2 protein-coding genes are annotated in these 16,729 nt (G+C 71.6%); both read left to right on the top strand.

Annotation, left to right across the window (positions count from 1 at the left end):
• The first annotated feature begins 6 nt into the window (after positions 1–6).
• Positions 7–16,404: an SDR family NAD(P)-dependent oxidoreductase gene (locus ACWEO7_RS16170; RefSeq protein WP_452424068.1), complete on the top strand. Its 16,398-nt coding sequence runs from the start codon at positions 7–9 to the stop codon at positions 16,402–16,404.
• Positions 16,343–16,708 (top strand): hypothetical protein, encoded by a 366-nt coding sequence (locus ACWEO7_RS16165; RefSeq protein WP_452424066.1) that lies wholly within the window; start codon positions 16,343–16,345, stop codon positions 16,706–16,708. Before ACWEO7_RS16170 ends, ACWEO7_RS16165 begins: the two co-directional genes overlap by 62 nt.
• The last annotated feature ends 21 nt before the right edge of the window (positions 16,709–16,729 follow it).

Here is a 16,729-nt window from a genome sequence, read left to right as displayed (position 1 = left end):
GACCGCATGTTGGAGTACCTGAAGAAGGTCACCGTCGAGCTCATGACGACTCGCGATGATCTGACCCAGTTGCGGGAGAAGATCGACGAGCCGATCGCGATCGTCGGCATGAGCTGCCGCTATCCGGGCGGCGTCGAATCGCCGGAGCAGCTGTGGGAGCTGGTCGCGGCGGAAGTGGACGCGGTGGGCGGGTTCCCGGCGGACCGGGGCTGGGACCTCGAGGGGCTGTACGACCCGGATCCGGACCGCTTCGGCAAGGTGTACACGCGGGAGGGCGGCTTCCTGCGCGGCGCGGGCGACTTCGACGCGGGATTCTTCGGCATCGGCCCCCGGGAGGCGGCGGCGACCGACCCGCAGCAGCGGCTGCTGCTGGAGGCTTCCTGGGAGGCCCTGGAGAACGCCGGTATCGCCCCGACCTCGCTGCGCGGCAGCGATACCGGCGTGTTCGCCGGTGTCATGTACGAGGACTACGAGCACACCGCCAGGGCCGCCGGACCGATCGCGGAGGGCTACGCGGGTATCGGTTCGACGGGCAGTGTGGTCTCGGGCCGGGTGGCCTATACGTTGGGCCTGGAAGGCCCTGCCGTGTCGGTGGACACGGCGTGTTCGTCGTCGCTGGTGGCCATCCACCTGGCCTGCCAGGCGCTGCGGCGCGGAGAGGCGTCGCTCGTGCTGGCGGGCGGCGTCACGGTGATGTCGACACCGTTCCTGTTCGTCGAGTTCTCCCGGCAGCGAGGTCTGTCGCGGGACGGTCGGTGTAAGGCGTTCTCGGCGGCGGCCGACGGGGTGGGCTGGGGCGAAGGCGTGGGCGTGCTGGTGCTGGAGCGCCTGTCGGATGCGCGGCGGTCGGGGCACGAGGTGCTCGCCGTGATCCGGGGCTCGGCGGTGAATCAGGATGGCGCGAGCAATGGTTTGACCGCGCCGAACGGTCCGTCACAGGAGCGGGTGATCGCCTCGGCGCTGGCCGCGGCAGGGCTGACGCCCACTGATGTGGACGCGGTCGAGGCGCACGGTACGGGCACGTCGCTGGGAGATCCGATCGAGGCGCAGGCCCTGATCGCCGCGTACGGACAGCAGCGGGACGAGCCGCTGCGAATCGGTTCCCTGAAATCGAACATCGGTCATGCGCAGGCGGCGGCGGGTGTCGGCGGTGTGATCAAGATGGTGCAGGCGCTGCGCCACGGGGTGTTGCCGAAGACGTTGCACGTGGACGCGCCGTCGCCGCACGTGGATTGGTCGGCGGGGGCGGTGCGGCTGCTGACCGAGGCGGAAGCATGGCCCACGTCGGCGCAGCGGGTGCGCCGTGCGGGTGTGTCGTCGTTCGGGATCAGCGGCACGAACGCGCATGTGATCGTGGAGGAAGCGCCCGCGCCGGTCGCCGGGGCCGACGGCGAGTCCGCCGATACCGAAGCCGGTCCGGCGTGCGCGGCAACCGTCGTTCCGTTGCTGGTGTCGGCGAAGACCGATGACGCGCTCCGCGCCCAGGCGGCGCGGCTGCACGCGTGGCTGCTCGAACACCCGGACGCCGACCTGTGGAGCGTGGCGTCCGCGCTGATCGAAACCAGGGCGCAATGGAATCGGCGCGCCGCGGTGGCCGGTAGCGATCGTGACCAGTTGCTGTCCGGGTTGGCGGACTTGGCGGCCGGTGCGTCCGCCGGTGCGCTCGAAGGTGTGGCCGGATCGGGGAAGACGGCCTTCCTGTTCACCGGTCAGGGTGCGCAGCGGGTGGGCATGGGGGCAGGGTTGTATGCGGCGTTTCCGGTGTTCGCCACGGCATTCGACGAGTTGTGTGCCGAATTCGATCGCTTGCTCGGGCCGGGTGTCTCGCTGAAGGACGTCGTCTTCGGCGCCGCGGGTGCGGATTTGCTGCACCGCACCGAGTTCACGCAGCCTGCGCTGTTCGCGTTCGAGGTGGCGTTGTTCCGGCTCGTCGAGTCGTTCGGCCTCACTCCCGATGTGCTGATCGGTCATTCGATCGGTGAGTTGGTGGCGGCGTATGTGGCGGGTGTGTGGTCGACGGCGGATGCGTGCGCGTTGGTGGCGGCGCGTGGGCGGCTGATGGGGGCGTTGCCCGAAGGCGGCGCCATGCTCGCCGCGGCGGTCACCGAGCAGCGGGCCGTCGAGATCACGGCTGCTCACGAGGGTCAACTGTCGGTGGCGGCGGTGAACGGTCCGTCGTCGGTGGTGTTCTCCGGCGACGCGGACGCCGTCGGTGCGGTCGAGCGGCAGCTGTCCGATGCGGGGGTCACGATCTCGCGGCTGCGGGTCAGCCATGCGTTCCATTCCGCGCGAATGGATCCCATGCTCGCGGAATTCCGCGCGGTCGCACAGCGGCTGACGTACCGGATGCCCACGATCGCGGTGGTGTCGAATGTGTCCGGGACGCTCGCCGGGGCCGAATTCACCGACCCGGATTACTGGGTCGAGCAGCTACGCGGCTGCGTGCGGTTCGCGCCGGGCGTGGACGCTCTCGTGGCCGCCGGGGTCCGCCGCTTCGTCGAAGTCGGCCCGGACGCGGTGCTGGCCGCGACGACACGTCGCTGCCTGGCCGAACACCCGCGGATCGAAGCCGAGTCGATGGTGACGGCCGCGTCGCGCCGTTCGGGCGACGAGGTGACGCAGTACATCACCATGCTCGCGCAAGCTCACACCGCCGGTGTCGAGGTGAACTGGCGCCCCCTTTTCAGCGGGCGGACACCAGAACGTGTGTCGTTGCCGACGTACGCGTTCCAGCGGCAGCGGTACTGGTTGGAGCCGCTCGGAGTCGAGGCGTCACGCGAGTCATCGGATCATCCGATGCTTACCGGTGCCGTGCCGTTGGCCGGTCGGGACGAATGGCTGTTCACCGGTCGGCTGTCGTTGCGGACGCACCCGTGGCTGGCCGAGCACGCCGTTTTCGGGTCGGCGCTGCTGCCCGGCGCCGCGTTCGTGGAACTGGCACTCACCGCGGGGGCCCGGCTCGGTGCCGGGTTCGTCGAAGAACTACTGCTGGAAGCGCCGCTGTCGCTGACCGACGACGTCGCGATCGACGTGCAGCTGACCGTCGAACCCGCCGACGACGCGGGCGCGCGCCGGTTCGCGATCTATTCGCGTGCGGTGGTGCCCGGAGGAACCGAAGCGAGCGAGTGGATTTCACACGCCAACGGTGTCCTCGTCGCCGCCGCGGAGAGTGTGCCCGCCTGGGTCGAAACGGGATGGCACGCCGCGCCGGAGGACGGGCGATGGCCGCCGAGCGGGGCCGAACCGGTGCCGGTCGACGGACTCTACGACCGGTTGGCGCGGCTCGGCTTCGGCTACGGTCCGCTGTTCCAAGGCGTCACCTCGGCTTGGCACGACGGCGACGACCTGCTCGCCGAGGTGTCGCTCACTACCGAGCCCGACGCTCAGGGACCGGCCTTCGGCATCCATCCCGCCCTGCTGGACGCCGCCTTCCACACCGCGATCACCGAACTGGCCGACGACATGCCCGCGGGCAGGCTGCCCTTGCCGTTCTCGTTCGGTGGGGTCCGGCTGTATCGCGCGGGGGCGACGGCGCTTCGGGTGCGCCTGGAACGGGTGGGGGCCGGACGGATCCGGGTGGCCGCCTTCGACGACACCGGTGCGCCCGTGCTGAGCCTCGACGCACTGACGGCTCGCCCGGTGGATGCCAAGGCGCTCGACCGTGGAGCTGGACGCCGTGCGTCCCTGTCGGACATCGAATGGGTGCCGGTGGCCGCCGACGCGGGCGGCGCGGCGGGGACGATCGCGCTGCTCGGGGAGGCGAGTGTCGCGGGCGCCGATCGCCGCGGGACGGCACCGGCCGATCTACTCGGCGACCAGGCGCCGCCGGAGATCGTCGTGTGGTCGCCGGACGAACCGGCCGATGGCGACGTGACCGCGCGGACGCGTACCTGGCTGCGGGCGGCGCTGGAGTTGATACGGGAATGGCACGCCGAGGAACGGTGGCACGATTCGCGGCTGGTGATCCTGACGCGGGGTGCCGCGTGCCTGCCGGGCGAGAGCCCTGACCCGGCCGGGGCCGCGGTGTGCGGTCTGGTGCGCAGCGCCCAGGCCGAACACCCCGGCCGGTTCGTTCTCCTCGACGCCGCACCCGAGGACGACGTCACGACCGAAGTGATCGCCGCGGCGGTGCGGTCGGAGGAACCGCAGCTGGTCGTGCGCGGCGGAGAACTGCGCGTCCCGCGGCTGCGCAGGCAGCACGCGGCGGCGGACGGCAACGGTCTCGGTGCGGGTGCGGTGCTGATCACCGGTGGCACCAGCGGACTGGGAGCCGAGGCGGCGCGTCATGTCGTCGCCACCCACGGCGTGCGGCGGCTGGTGCTGGTGTCGCGGCGCGGTGAACAGGCCGACGGGGTGGCCGATCTGGTGAGCGAGCTGACCGCCGCGGGCGCGCGGGTGCGGGTGGCGGCCTGCGATGTGGGCGACCGGGCCGAAGTGGCGGCGCTGCTGGCGGATCTGTCGGATGAGTTCGCGCCCAGCGCGGTGATCCATTCCGCGGGCGTGCTCGATGACGCCACCATCGAAACCCTGACCGCCGAACAGCTCGACCGGGTGCTGGCGTCGAAGGCAGACGCCGCCTGGCATCTGCACGAACTGACCGGCGGCCTCGGACTGGCCGCCTTCGTGCTGTTCTCCTCGGTCGCGGGTGTGGTCGGCACGTCCGGCCAAGGGAATTACGCGGCGGCGAACGCGTTCCTGGACGCGCTGGCAGCACGGCGGCGGGCGGCGGGGCTGCCCGCGGTATCGATCGCCTGGGGATCCTGGAACCAGAGCATCGGCATGACCAGTGGGCTGGGCGGCGCGGCGATGGCGCGGATGGGTCGCCTCGGCGTGCGGCCGCTGGAAACGGCGGATGGCTTGGCGCTGTTCGATCGCGCCGTCGCCGCGTCGTCGCCGGTCGTGATCGCGACGGAGTTCGACACCGAGGCACTGGCGGTGCAGGCCCGGGAAGGCGCGCTGCCGCGACTGCTGCAGTCGATCGTCACGGTGCCGGTGCGGCGGGCTGCCGAGACGAGCGGGACATTGGCGCGTCGGCTGGCCGCCGCGCCCGCGCAGGAGCGTGCGGAGATCGTGCTCGACGTCGTTCGCGAACAGGTCGCCGGTGTGCTCGGCCATATCTCCGGCGACGCCATCGATCCCACGGCGCCGTTCACCGAACTGGGCTTCGATTCGCTCGCCGGTGTCGAGTTCCGCAATCGCCTCGCCAAGGCCACCGGCGTGCAACTGCCCTCGACGCTGGTGTTCGATCACCCCACCGCCGCGGCGGTGGCGGCATTCGTGCGCTCGCGGGTGGGCGAGGCGACCGAAACCGACGCGGGGCGGCCCGCGCGGGTGACGCGCCGGATCCGTGCCGATGAGCCGATCGCGATCGTCGGCATGAGTTGCCGGTACCCGGGCGGTATCGAATCGCCGGATGGACTGTGGGAGCTGGTGGCCGCCGGTGCGGACGCGATCGGCGCGTTCCCCGTCGATCGCGGGTGGGACCTGGATCGGCTGTTCGATCCCGACCCCGACCACCCGGGAACCTCCTACCTGGACCGAGGTGGATTCCTTTCCGGCATGGCCGATTTCGACGCGGGCTTCTTCGGAATCGGTCCGCGCGAGGCGGCGGCGATGGATCCGCAGCAGCGGTTGCTGCTGGAGGCGTCGTGGGAGGCGCTGGAGCACGCCGGTATCGATCCGTCGGTATTGCGCGGCAGTGACACCGGCGTGTTCACCGGGGTCTCCTATCAGGACTACGAGGAGATCGCCAAGGCCGCGGGTTCGGTAGCCGAAGGTTATATCGGTACCGGTTCCACCAGTAGCGTGCTCTCCGGTCGCGTGGCCTACACCTTCGGATTCGAGGGTCCGGCGGTCACGATCGACACCGCCTGCTCCTCCTCGCTGGTGGCCATCCACCTGGCCTGTCAGGCGCTGCGCCAAGGGGAGAGTTCGCTGGTGCTGGCCAGTGGCGCCCAGGTGATGTCGACGCCGTTCATGTTCGTCGAGTTCTCGCGGCAACGCGGTCTTTCCCGGGACGGGCGGTGCAAGGCCTTCTCGGCCTCCGCCGATGGTGTCGGCTGGGCCGAAGGCGTGGGTGTGCTGGTGCTCGAGCGGCTGTCGGACGCGCGCAGGCTCGGTCACGACGTGCTCGCGGTGATCCGGGGTTCGGCGGTGAACCAGGACGGTGCGTCCAACGGGCTGACCGCGCCGAACGGTCCGTCGCAGGAACGGGTGATCGCGGCGGCGCTGGCCACGGCGGGGCTGGCTCCCGAGGACGTGGACGCGGTGGAGGCGCACGGCACGGGCACACCGCTGGGCGACCCGATCGAAGCGCAGGCGTTGATGGCGACCTACGGGCAGGGCCGGACCGAGCCGCTGTGGGTCGGTTCCCTGAAGTCGAATATCGGGCACGCCCAGGCCGCCGCCGGGATCGGTGGCGTGATCAAGATGGTGCAGGCGTTGCGGCACGAGATGCTGCCGAAGACGCTGCACGTGGACGCTCCGTCGCCGCACGTGGACTGGTCGGCGGGGGCCGTGCGATTGCTGACCGAACAGCGGCCGTGGTCGGCCTCGGTCGAGCGGGTGCGCCGGGCGGGGGTGTCCGCGTTCGGGATCAGCGGCACCAATGCGCACGTCATCGTGGAGGAAGCGCCGGGCGCCCCGCAGCGCGCGGCGGTGACGAAACCGGCCGACGCTTCGCCGACGGCGCCGGGAATGCCGCTGCTGCTGTCGGCGAAAACCGAGGCGGGGCTGCGGGCGCAGGCCGCTCGGTTGCGCGAGTGGCTCGCGGACAGGCCCGACGCCGACCCGGTGGACGTGGCCCATTCGCTGCTCACGACGCGGGCCCGATTCGATCGGCGCGCCGCGGTGGTCGCGGGCGACCGCGCGGCCATGCTGGCCGGGCTGGCGGATCTGGCGACCGGTGCGGGGTCGCCGGGAGTGGCCGAGGGCGGCCCCGTCGGCGGGAAGATCGCGTTCCTGTTCACCGGGCAGGGGGCGCAGCGGGTCGGCATGGGCGCTCAGCTGTACGCGACGTTCCCGGTCTTCGCGGCGGCGTTCGACGAGCTGCGCGCCGAATTCGACGGTCTGCTCGAATTCCCCGAGCCTGGAATGTCGTTGCGGGACATCGTCTTCGGTGCCGCGGGTGCGGACCTCCTGCACCGCACGGAGTACACCCAGCCCGCGTTGTTCGCCTACGAGGCGGCGATGGTGCGGTTGATCGAGTCCTTCGGGATCACCCCGGACGTGCTGATCGGGCATTCGATCGGCGAATTGGTCGCCGCGTACGTGTCGGGGATGTGGTCGACGGCCGACGCGTGCGCGTTGGTGGCGGCGCGGGGGCGGTTGATGGGCGCGCTGCCCGAAGGCGGCGCGATGCTGGCCGCGGCCGTCCCTTCGGAGCGAGCGGCCGAGCTCATCGCCGGATTCCGCGGCGAACTGTCGATCGCGGCGGTCAACGGACCCTCCGCGATCGTGATCTCCGGTACCGAAACGGCCGTCGCGGAGCTGGAATCCGTGCTGACGGCGGACGGGATCAAGACGTCACGGTTGCGGGTCAGCCACGCGTTCCACTCGGCGTCGATGGAACCGATGCTGCCGGAATTCGAGGCGATGGCCGCCGGTCTCGACTACCGGAGCCCGCTGCTGCCGGTGGTGTCGAACGTGTTCGGCGTCGTGGGCGGCGAAGCGCTGTCGGATTCGCTGTACTGGGCCGGTCATGTCCGCGACACCGTGCGCTACGCCCCGGGTGTCGACGCGCTGGTTGACCTCGGTGTCCGGAAGTTCTTCGAGGTGGGCCCCGACGCGGTGCTGACGGCGATGACCCGTCAGTGCCTGCCCGACGAGGTCGGGTCCCGGTCCGTCGTGGCGGCGGCGAGCAGGCGCGGCGTCGATGAGGTCACCCAGTTCCTCGGCTTCCTCGGGCATGCCTGCAACGCCGGTGTCGAGGTGGACTGGCAGCCCTTGTCGGAGGGCCGGTCCCCGGTGCGTATTTCACTGCCCACCTATGCCTTTCAGCGTCGGCGCTACTGGCTGGACGTGGTCCGGCCGGTCGCGGCGGGCGCCGTCGACCATCCGATCCTGCTGGACGCGGTGCCGGTGGCGGGCAAGGACGAATGGCTGTTCACCGGGCAGCTGTCGAATGGCAGGCAGCCGTGGATCGCCGATCACGTGGTGTTCGGCACGCCGGTGGTACCGGCGACGACGTATCTGGAACTGATGTCGGCGATCGGCGATCGGCTCGGGATGCGCTCGGTCGAGGAGATGCGGCTGGACATCCCACTGGCCCTCGGTGAGCGCGCCGTCGACGTGCAGGTGTCGGTCGGTGCGGCCGAAGCGGACGGTCGGCGCAGCTTCACCCTGTACTCCCGGACCGCGGACCTCGACGACGCCGAGGCGTGGGTCCCCCATGCCGGTGGCGTGCTCGCCGCCGACCCCGGCTCCGAACTCGCCACCGGCTGGGATCGAGTTTGGCCGCCCACGGGCGCGGAACAACTCGACGAAGAGGCGATCTATCGGCGGATCGCGCGCCTGGGAATGGAATACGGTCCCGCCTTCCGCGGGATGCGTGCGGTGTGGCGGCGCGGCGACGAGGTGTTCGCCGAGGTATCGCTGGACGACGCCACCGCCGCCGCGGCGTCGGGTTACGGCATTCATCCGGCGTTGTTCGACGCCTGTCTGCACCCCGCGCTCGACTTCGTCATGGACGAGCTGCCCGCCGGGCGGGTTCCGCTGCCGGTCACGGTCGGGGACCTGCGGCTGGCCCGGTCCGGCTCCGGTCCGGTCCGGGTCCGCGCGGTGCTGTCGGGCGGCTACCGGATCCGGATGGATGTGGTGGACGAGGCCGGCGCACCGGTGCTGAGCACGGAATCCGTCGTGGTGCATCCGGTGGAGCGGCGCACCGTGGAGCGGGTCCGGTCGAATACGGCGCCGGTGCCGCTGCACGGTCTGGAGTGGGTGCCGGTGTCCACCGGCGCCGCCGGGCCGACGGGATCGATGGCGGTGCTCGGTACGGGAAGCGTGGCGGGAATCGACCTGCGCGTCGGCGACCTGAGCGAATCGGTCGACGCCGATGTGGACGCGGCAACGATCGTCTGGGTGGCCGAGACCGCAGAAGCGGGCGCGGACCCGGCGCGAGCGGGCAGGCAATGGGTCACGCGGACGCTGGAACTGACGCGGTCGTGGCTGACCGACACGCGGTACGACCGGGCGCGGCTGATGGTGGTGACGCGGAACGCGCTCGGATTGCCGGGCGAGTCGCCCGACCCGGCGGCCGCTGCCGTCGCGGGCCTGCTGCGCAGCGTGCAGGCGGAGCATCCGGGCCGGATCGTGCTGCTCGATCGGGACGGCGAGATCGACGCCGGAGTGGTGGCTGCGGTGCTGGCCGCGGACGAACCACAGGTCGCGGTGCGCGACGGCCGGTTGTCGGCGCCACGGGTGCGCCGGATCGCGGCCGCACCGGACCTGGGGGCGATGTCGTTCGGGACGGGTACGGTGCTGGTGACCGGCGGCACCAGCGGGCTGGGCGCGCTGATCGCGCGACATCTGGTGACCGAGCACGGAGTTCGGCGGCTCTTGCTGGTCTCGCGACGCGGTCGCGACGCCGCCGGGGTCCCGGATCTCCTCGCGGAGCTGTCGGCGCTGGGCGCGGGAGTGGATGTCGAGTCGTGTGACATCGCCGATCGCGGCGACCTCACCGCGGTACTGGCGTCGGTGCCGGAGCGGTTCCCGTTGTCCGGCATCGTGCATGCCGCCGGTGTGGTGGACGACGGCACCGTCGAGACCCTGACCACGGAGCAAGTGGATCGGGTGCTGCGCCCGAAGGTGGACGGCACCTGGCTGCTGCACGAGGCGACGCGGGACGCGGATCTTTCGGCGTTCGTGGTGTTCTCGTCGCTCGCGGGGCTGGCGGGCTCGCCGGGCCAGGGCAACTACGCGGCGGCGAACTCGTTCGCCGACGCGGTGGTCCGGCTGCGCGGTGCCGCGGGCCTGCCCGCGGTGTCGGTGGCCTGGGGGCCGTGGAACGCGGGCACGGGAATGACCGGCGACCTCGGTACATCGGGGTTGGAACGACTGCGGCGCTTGGGGTTCCGCCCGCTCGGCGATACGACGGGGCTGTCCCTCTTCGACGCCGCGCTCACCGCGGGCTCGGCGCTGGTGATCGGTGCGGAATTCGATCGGTCGGGACTGGCGGAGCAGGCCGAGGCGGGAGCGCTCCCGAAACTGCTGAGTGCGCTGGCGCCCTCGTCCGCGCGGACGGCTCGCGCCGGTGGGGATCCGGTCGGGCGGCTGGCGTCGGCCGCGCCCGCCGACCGTGCCGAGGTGGCCCTCGCCGTGACCAGGGAGCAGGCGGCGGCCGTGCTCGGGCACGCCACCGCGGAGGCGATCGACCCCGATACCGCGTTCACGGAGTTGGGTTTCGACTCGCTGGCCGGTGTGGAATTCCGCAACCGGCTCGCCAAGGCCACCGGGCTGTCGCTGCCCTCGACCCTGGTATTCGACCATCCGAGTTCCCGTGCGGTGGCGGGTTTCCTCGTCTCCAGGCTCGGGGACGCTCCGGCCGCGCGACCACGTCCGGCGCGGGTGACGTCGCGGACCCGCGCGGACGAGCCGATCGCCATCGTCGGCATGAGCTGCCGTTATCCCGGCGGCGTGAGTTCCGCCGAGCAGCTGTGGCAGCTACTGGTCTCGGGTACCGACGCGATCACGCCGTTCCCCACGGACCGGGGCTGGGACCTCGATCGGCTGTACCACCCGGACCCGGACGAACCAGGGACCACCTACGTGCGCGAGGGCGGCTTCCTCACCGACGCGGGCGCGTTCGACGCCGCTTTCTTCGGGATCGGCCCCCGGGAAGCGACGGCCATGGATCCGCAGCAGCGGCTGATGCTGGAGGCCGCCTGGGAGGCGTTGGAAGACGCCGGTATCGATCCGACCGCGCTGCGCGGCAGCGATACCGGAGTGTTCGTCGGGGCTACCCCGTCCGGCTATTCCGAGCGGGTGGTCGGCGCATACGAGGGATTCCGGATGACCGGGAACTCCGACAGCGTCACCTCGGGACGGGTGGCCTATGTCCTGGGCCTGCAGGGTCCGGCCATGACGGTGGACACGGCGTGCTCGTCCTCGCTGGTGGCGCTGCACTTGGCCTGCCAGGCGCTGCGAAACGGGGAAACGTCGCTGGCGCTGGCCGGCGGTGTGACGGTGTCGGGCAGCCCGGAGCTGTACGTGGACTTCGCGCGGCAGCGGGGGCTCGCGCCCGACGGGCGGTGCAAGTCGTTCGCCGCGGGCGCGGACGGCGTCGGCTGGTCGGAAGGGGTCGGCGTGCTCGCCCTGCAACGGCTTTCGGACGCTCGGCGATCGGGCCACGAGGTGCTGGCGGTGATCCTGGGTTCGGCGGTGAATTCGGACGGTGCGTCCAACGGCCTGACCGCGCCGAACGGTCCCTCGCAGGAGCGGGTGATCGCGTCGGCACTGGCGGCGGCGGGCTTGGAGCCGGCCGACGTCGACGCAGTGGAGGCACACGGCACGGGAACTCCGCTTGGCGATCCCATCGAAGCGCAGGCGCTGATCGCGACCTACGGGCAAGGGCGGACCGAACCCGTGCGGATCGGTTCGTTGAAGTCGAATATCGGCCATTCGGTAGCGGCCTCGGGCGTGGGCGGCGTGATCAAGATGGTGCAGGCCCTGCGGCACGAGATGCTGCCGAGGACGCTGCACGTGGACGCTCCCTCGCCGCACGTGGATTGGTCGGCGGGGTCGGTGCGGTTGCTGACCGAAGCGGAGCCCTGGCCCGCGGGGGAGCGGGTACGGCGGGCGGGGGTGTCGTCGTTCGGGATCAGTGGGACGAACGCGCACGTCATCGTGGAAGAAGCGCCCGCACGCGACGAACGGCCCGCCGTGCGGGACCACCGCTGCGACCCGGACGGTGTGATCGCGTGGGTGGTGTCGGCGAAATCGGAGGCCGGTCTGCGGGCGCAAGCGGAACGGCTGCGCGCCTGGGCGGCCGAGCATCCCGACGCCGACGCCCGTGCTGTCGGACGCTCGCTGGTGGAGACCCGCGCGCAGCTGGAGTGGCGTGGCGCCGCGCTCGGCCGTGATCGGCAGCAATTGCTGGCGGGACTGGCGGAATTGGCCGCGGGTACCGGGTCCGGCGTGGTCGAAGGGACGGCCGGATCAGGTAGGACCGCGTTCCTGTTCACCGGACAGGGCGCGCAGCGGGTGGGCATGGGCGCCGAGCTGTACACGGCCTACCCCGTGTTCGCCCACGCGTTGGACGAGGTGTGCGCCGAATTCGATCGGCTGCGGGAGAACTCGGCCGACGCGGCGCGTTCGCTTGCGGTGGGTGATCCGTCGCCGTCGTTGCGGGAGGTGATGTTCGCCGATCCGTCGGGTGTGCTGGATCGGACCGAGTGGACGCAGCCCGCGTTGTTCGCGTTCGAGGTGGCGTTGTTCCGGCTGGTGGAGTCGTTCGGGATCACCCCGGACGTGCTGATCGGGCATTCGATCGGTGAGTTGGTGGCCGCGTATGTGGCGGGAGTGTGGTCGTTGCCCGACGCGTGCGTGTTGGTGGCGGCGCGGGGACGGTTGATGGGAGCGCTGCCGGAAGGCGGGGCCATGCTCGCGGTATCCGTCTCCGAAACCGATGCGGCGCCACTACTCACCGGTTTCGGCGACCGCGCGTCGATCGCCGCGGTGAACGCACCGGACGCGGTAGTGATCTCCGGCGACACGGACGCGATCGACGAGCTGGAACGAACTTTCGCGGCCAAGGGCCGCAAGACGACGCGGCTGCAGGTCAGCCATGCGTTCCACTCCGCACGCATGGAACCCGCGCTGGCCGGCTTCCGCGCGGTCGCCGAGAAACTGACCTACCGGGAACCCATGCTGCCGATCGTGTCGAATGTGACCGGGGCGGTAGGGGAGACCTTCACCGAGCCGGAGTACTGGGTCGGGCAGATCCGCGCGGCCGTCCGGTTCGCGCCCGGCATCCGGGCGCTGGCCGACACCGGCGTGCGCCGGTTCCTCGAAATCGGTCCCGACGCCGTACTCACGACCATGACCCGCGGAGTCATCGGAGACGAGCCAGGGAGCGGATGGTTGACGGCCCCGGCGGCCCGCCGCGTGGGAGCGGAAGCGCGCCAGTTCGTGACGTTCCTGGCGCGTGCGCACGTCGCCGGAACGACGGTGGACTGGCGGCCATTGTGGGAGGGCGGCTCGTCGCGGCGGATCCCTCTGCCCACCTACGCGTTCCGTCACCAGCGGTATTGGCTGTCCGCCATCGAACACACCCCCGACGTGCGGTCCTCCGGCCTGGACGATGTCGACCATCCGCTGCTCGGGGCCGCGGTCTGGCTGCCCGACTCGCACGGCGTGGTGGCGACCGGCCGGTTGTCGCTGTCGAGCCATCCGTGGCTCGCCGACCACATGATCGGCGGGACGGTGCTGTTGCCCGGCACGGCCTTCGCCGAGCTGGCGCTGTACATCGGCGCGATGACCGGCACCCCGCGCCTGGCCGAGCTCGTGGTGACGGCGCCGCTGGCGGTGCCCGCCGACGGCTCGGTCGAATTGCGCGTGCTGGCCGACGGCCCCGACGACACCGGCGCGCGTGCGGTGTCGGTGTATTCGCGCCCGCGTCGTTCCGGCGCGCAGGAACAGGCGGACTGGATCCGGCACGCTACCGGAACCCTTGTCGCGCAGGCGCCGTCGGCCGAGGCGAACCCGACGGAAACCTGGCCGCCTGCCGGGGCGCAGCCGGTCGATATCAGCGATATGTACACCGAGTTCGCCGACCGCGGCTACGGGCACGGACCGCTGTTCCAAGGACTGACCGCACTGTGGCGGCGCGGCGAGGAGGTCTTCGCCGAGGTGCGCTTGCCGGAACAAGAGCATTCGGCGGCCGATCGGTTCGGGCTGCATCCGGCGTTGCTGGACGCGGCACTGCACGCGATCCGGTTCACCGGGCTCACCGGGGAGCCTGCTCCGGACGAGATCTACGTGCCCTACTCGTGGGAGAACGTGGACCTGCACGCCGTGGGCGCGGGCGCGGCGCGGGTACGGCTGACCGCGGCCGAGTCCGGATCCGGTGACCGGGACAACCAGCCGATCGCGGTGACGCTCACCGATCCGCACGGGGAGCAGATCTTCCGGATCTCGGCGTTGACCATGCGCCCGATTCCGATCGACACGCTGCGTTCCGCAGGCGCCGCCCCGACCGGGCACGACCCGTATCGGCTCCGGTGGGTCCCGGTGCCGGTCGCGGAACGCACCGGCCTCGTCGCGGACGAGCACTGGGCACGCGGCGGCGCCGACGAGTTCGTGCGCGTCGACGGAGCTTCCGTCGCCGTGATCCAGGTCGAAGAGACACCGGTGGACAGCGATGTGCCCGGCGTGGTGCGAACCCGGCTCGCCGAGACGGCGGAACGGGTCACCGGACTGCTGACCCGCCACGATCGCGTCGTCGTCGTCACCCGCGGCGCGGTCGCCGTGACGCCCGCGGCACCGGTGGACCTCGCCGGCGCGGCCGTGTGGGGCCTCCTGCGCAGCGGGCAGCACGAGAACCCGGGACGGATCGTCCTGGTCGACGTGGCGGACCGGCCGGGATACCGCCGTGCCGTCGCGGCCGCGCTGGCCATGACCGAGGAATCCCAGGTGGCCGTGCGCGACGGTGCGGTGTACGTGCCGCGGTTGAGCCGGGCCGGGGCGGACCGGACACGGTCGCCGCGGCCGAATCCCGACGGCACGGTGCTGATCACCGGCGGGACCGGAAGCCTTGGTGCGCTCACCGCCCGGCACCTGGTCGTCGAGCACGGTGTGCGCCGGGTGCTGGTGGCGAGCAGGCGCGGCCCGGACGCGCCGGGTGCCGCGGAACTGGCGGTGGAACTGACCGATCTGGGGGCACATGTGGAGGTGCGGTCCTGTGATGTGAGCGATCGGGCGGCCGTCGACCGGCTGCTGTCCACCGTGGCGCCGGAACATCCGCTCACCGCGGTCGTGCACACCGCGGGCGCTCTCGCCGACGGTCTCCTGACCGACCTCACCTCGGCGCGGCTCGCGACGGTGCTGGGGCCGAAGGCCGACGCGGCCTGGTATCTGCACGAAGCCACCGCCGATCTCGAGCTGTCGATGTTCGTGCTCTTCTCCTCGTTCGCGGGGACGATCGGCAGCCCGGGCCAAGCCAACTACGCGGCGGCGAACGCCTTCCTCGACGCGCTCGCCCAGCACCGGCACCACCGGGGATTGCCCGCCACGTCCATCGCGTGGGGACCGTGGCGCGCGGAGAGCGGCATGACGAGCACCCTCACCGAGACCGACATCGCGCGGATGCGCCGTGAGGGCCTGATACCGCTGGACGACGACTACGGAATGGCGTTGCTGGACAGCGCGGTTGCCGCGGACGAGCCGACCGGTGTCGGCGTGCGTCTCGATTCCGCGGTGCTGAACGCCCTGGCCGCATCGGGTGCGTTGCCCAGGATGCTCGGTTCCCTGGTCACCGCGGCGCCGCGACGGGCAGGCGGGGTGCGTTCGCTGGCACAGCAGCTCGCCGCGACCGCCGAAGCGGAGCGCGCAGGCGTCGTACTCGCCGCCGTTAGGGAGCACATCGCCGCGAGTCTCGGCCACACTTCCGGCGACGTGATCGATCCGCGGGCTCCGTTCACCGAGTTGGGATTCGACTCGCTGGCAGGCATCGAGTTCCGTAATCGCCTCGCCCAGGCCACCGGGCTGGCGCTGCCGTCGACACTCGTCTTCGACCATCCCACCGGCGAGGCCCTGGCGGCGTACCTGGGTTCCCGGATCGCGGAGATGGTGCCCGCGGACGAGCCCGCCGCCGTGCCCGCGATGCCCGTGGAAACCGGGGCCAGGGGTGCCCTCACCGAGCTGGTCCTGGCAGCACACCGGCGCGGCCGGGTCGGCGCCGCCATACCGATGCTGCTGGAGAGCGCCGAACTCGTCGACACTTTCACCGCTGCGGCGGGTTCCGGCGATCCGGTGCCGATCCCACTGAGTAGAGGCGCCGGAGCGGCCACACTGCTGTGCGTTCCGTCGTTCGTGGTCGGCACCGGGCCGCACCAGTTCGCCCGGCTCGCGAGGGAACTCGGCGGCGACCGGTCGATCGCGGCACTGCGCCTGCCCGGTACGCAGCCGGGCGAGGCGCTGCCCGAGACGTGGGACGTGCTGCTGGATCACTTGGCGGCGGCGGTGCGCAACCGCGGAGACGACCGGCCGGTCGTGCTGCTCGGCTACTCGGCGGGCGGCGCGATCGCGCATGCGCTGGCGCATCGGCTCGAGCGGGGACGGGCGCGGCCCGTCCGCGGTGATCCTGCTGGACACGTATTCACCAGACGACCCGGAACAGAACCGCCGGGTGCTGCTGAGCGCGATCGGCTCCGTACTCGACCTCGGCCACGAGGTCACCGAGATCGGTGATCACGGCTTGGTCGCCATGGCGAGATACGCGCGCCTGTTCGAGCAGCGCAGGCCGTTGTCGATCACCGCGCCGACGTTCGACCTGCGGGCCGCGACACCGCTGCCGGGGCTCGACCTCGCCGAGCCGGTGCCTGCCTGGCTGCACACCGGCGAGACGGTCGAACTCGACGCCGACCACTTCTCGATCATCGGGGCGGCGACCTCGGCCGTCGCGGCCGAGATACGGCGCTGGCTGGGCGAACTCGAGGACAAGGAGCCGATCCTCGCGCGGTCGGCGGCAGGCAGTGACGGAAATCCGCGATGACCGCCGGGCGGGCGTGGCACG

This window comes from Nocardia sp. NPDC004260 (assembly GCF_053603155.1).
Note: the sequence above shows the minus strand (reverse complement) of the source record. Positions and strands in the feature narration are given on the sequence as shown.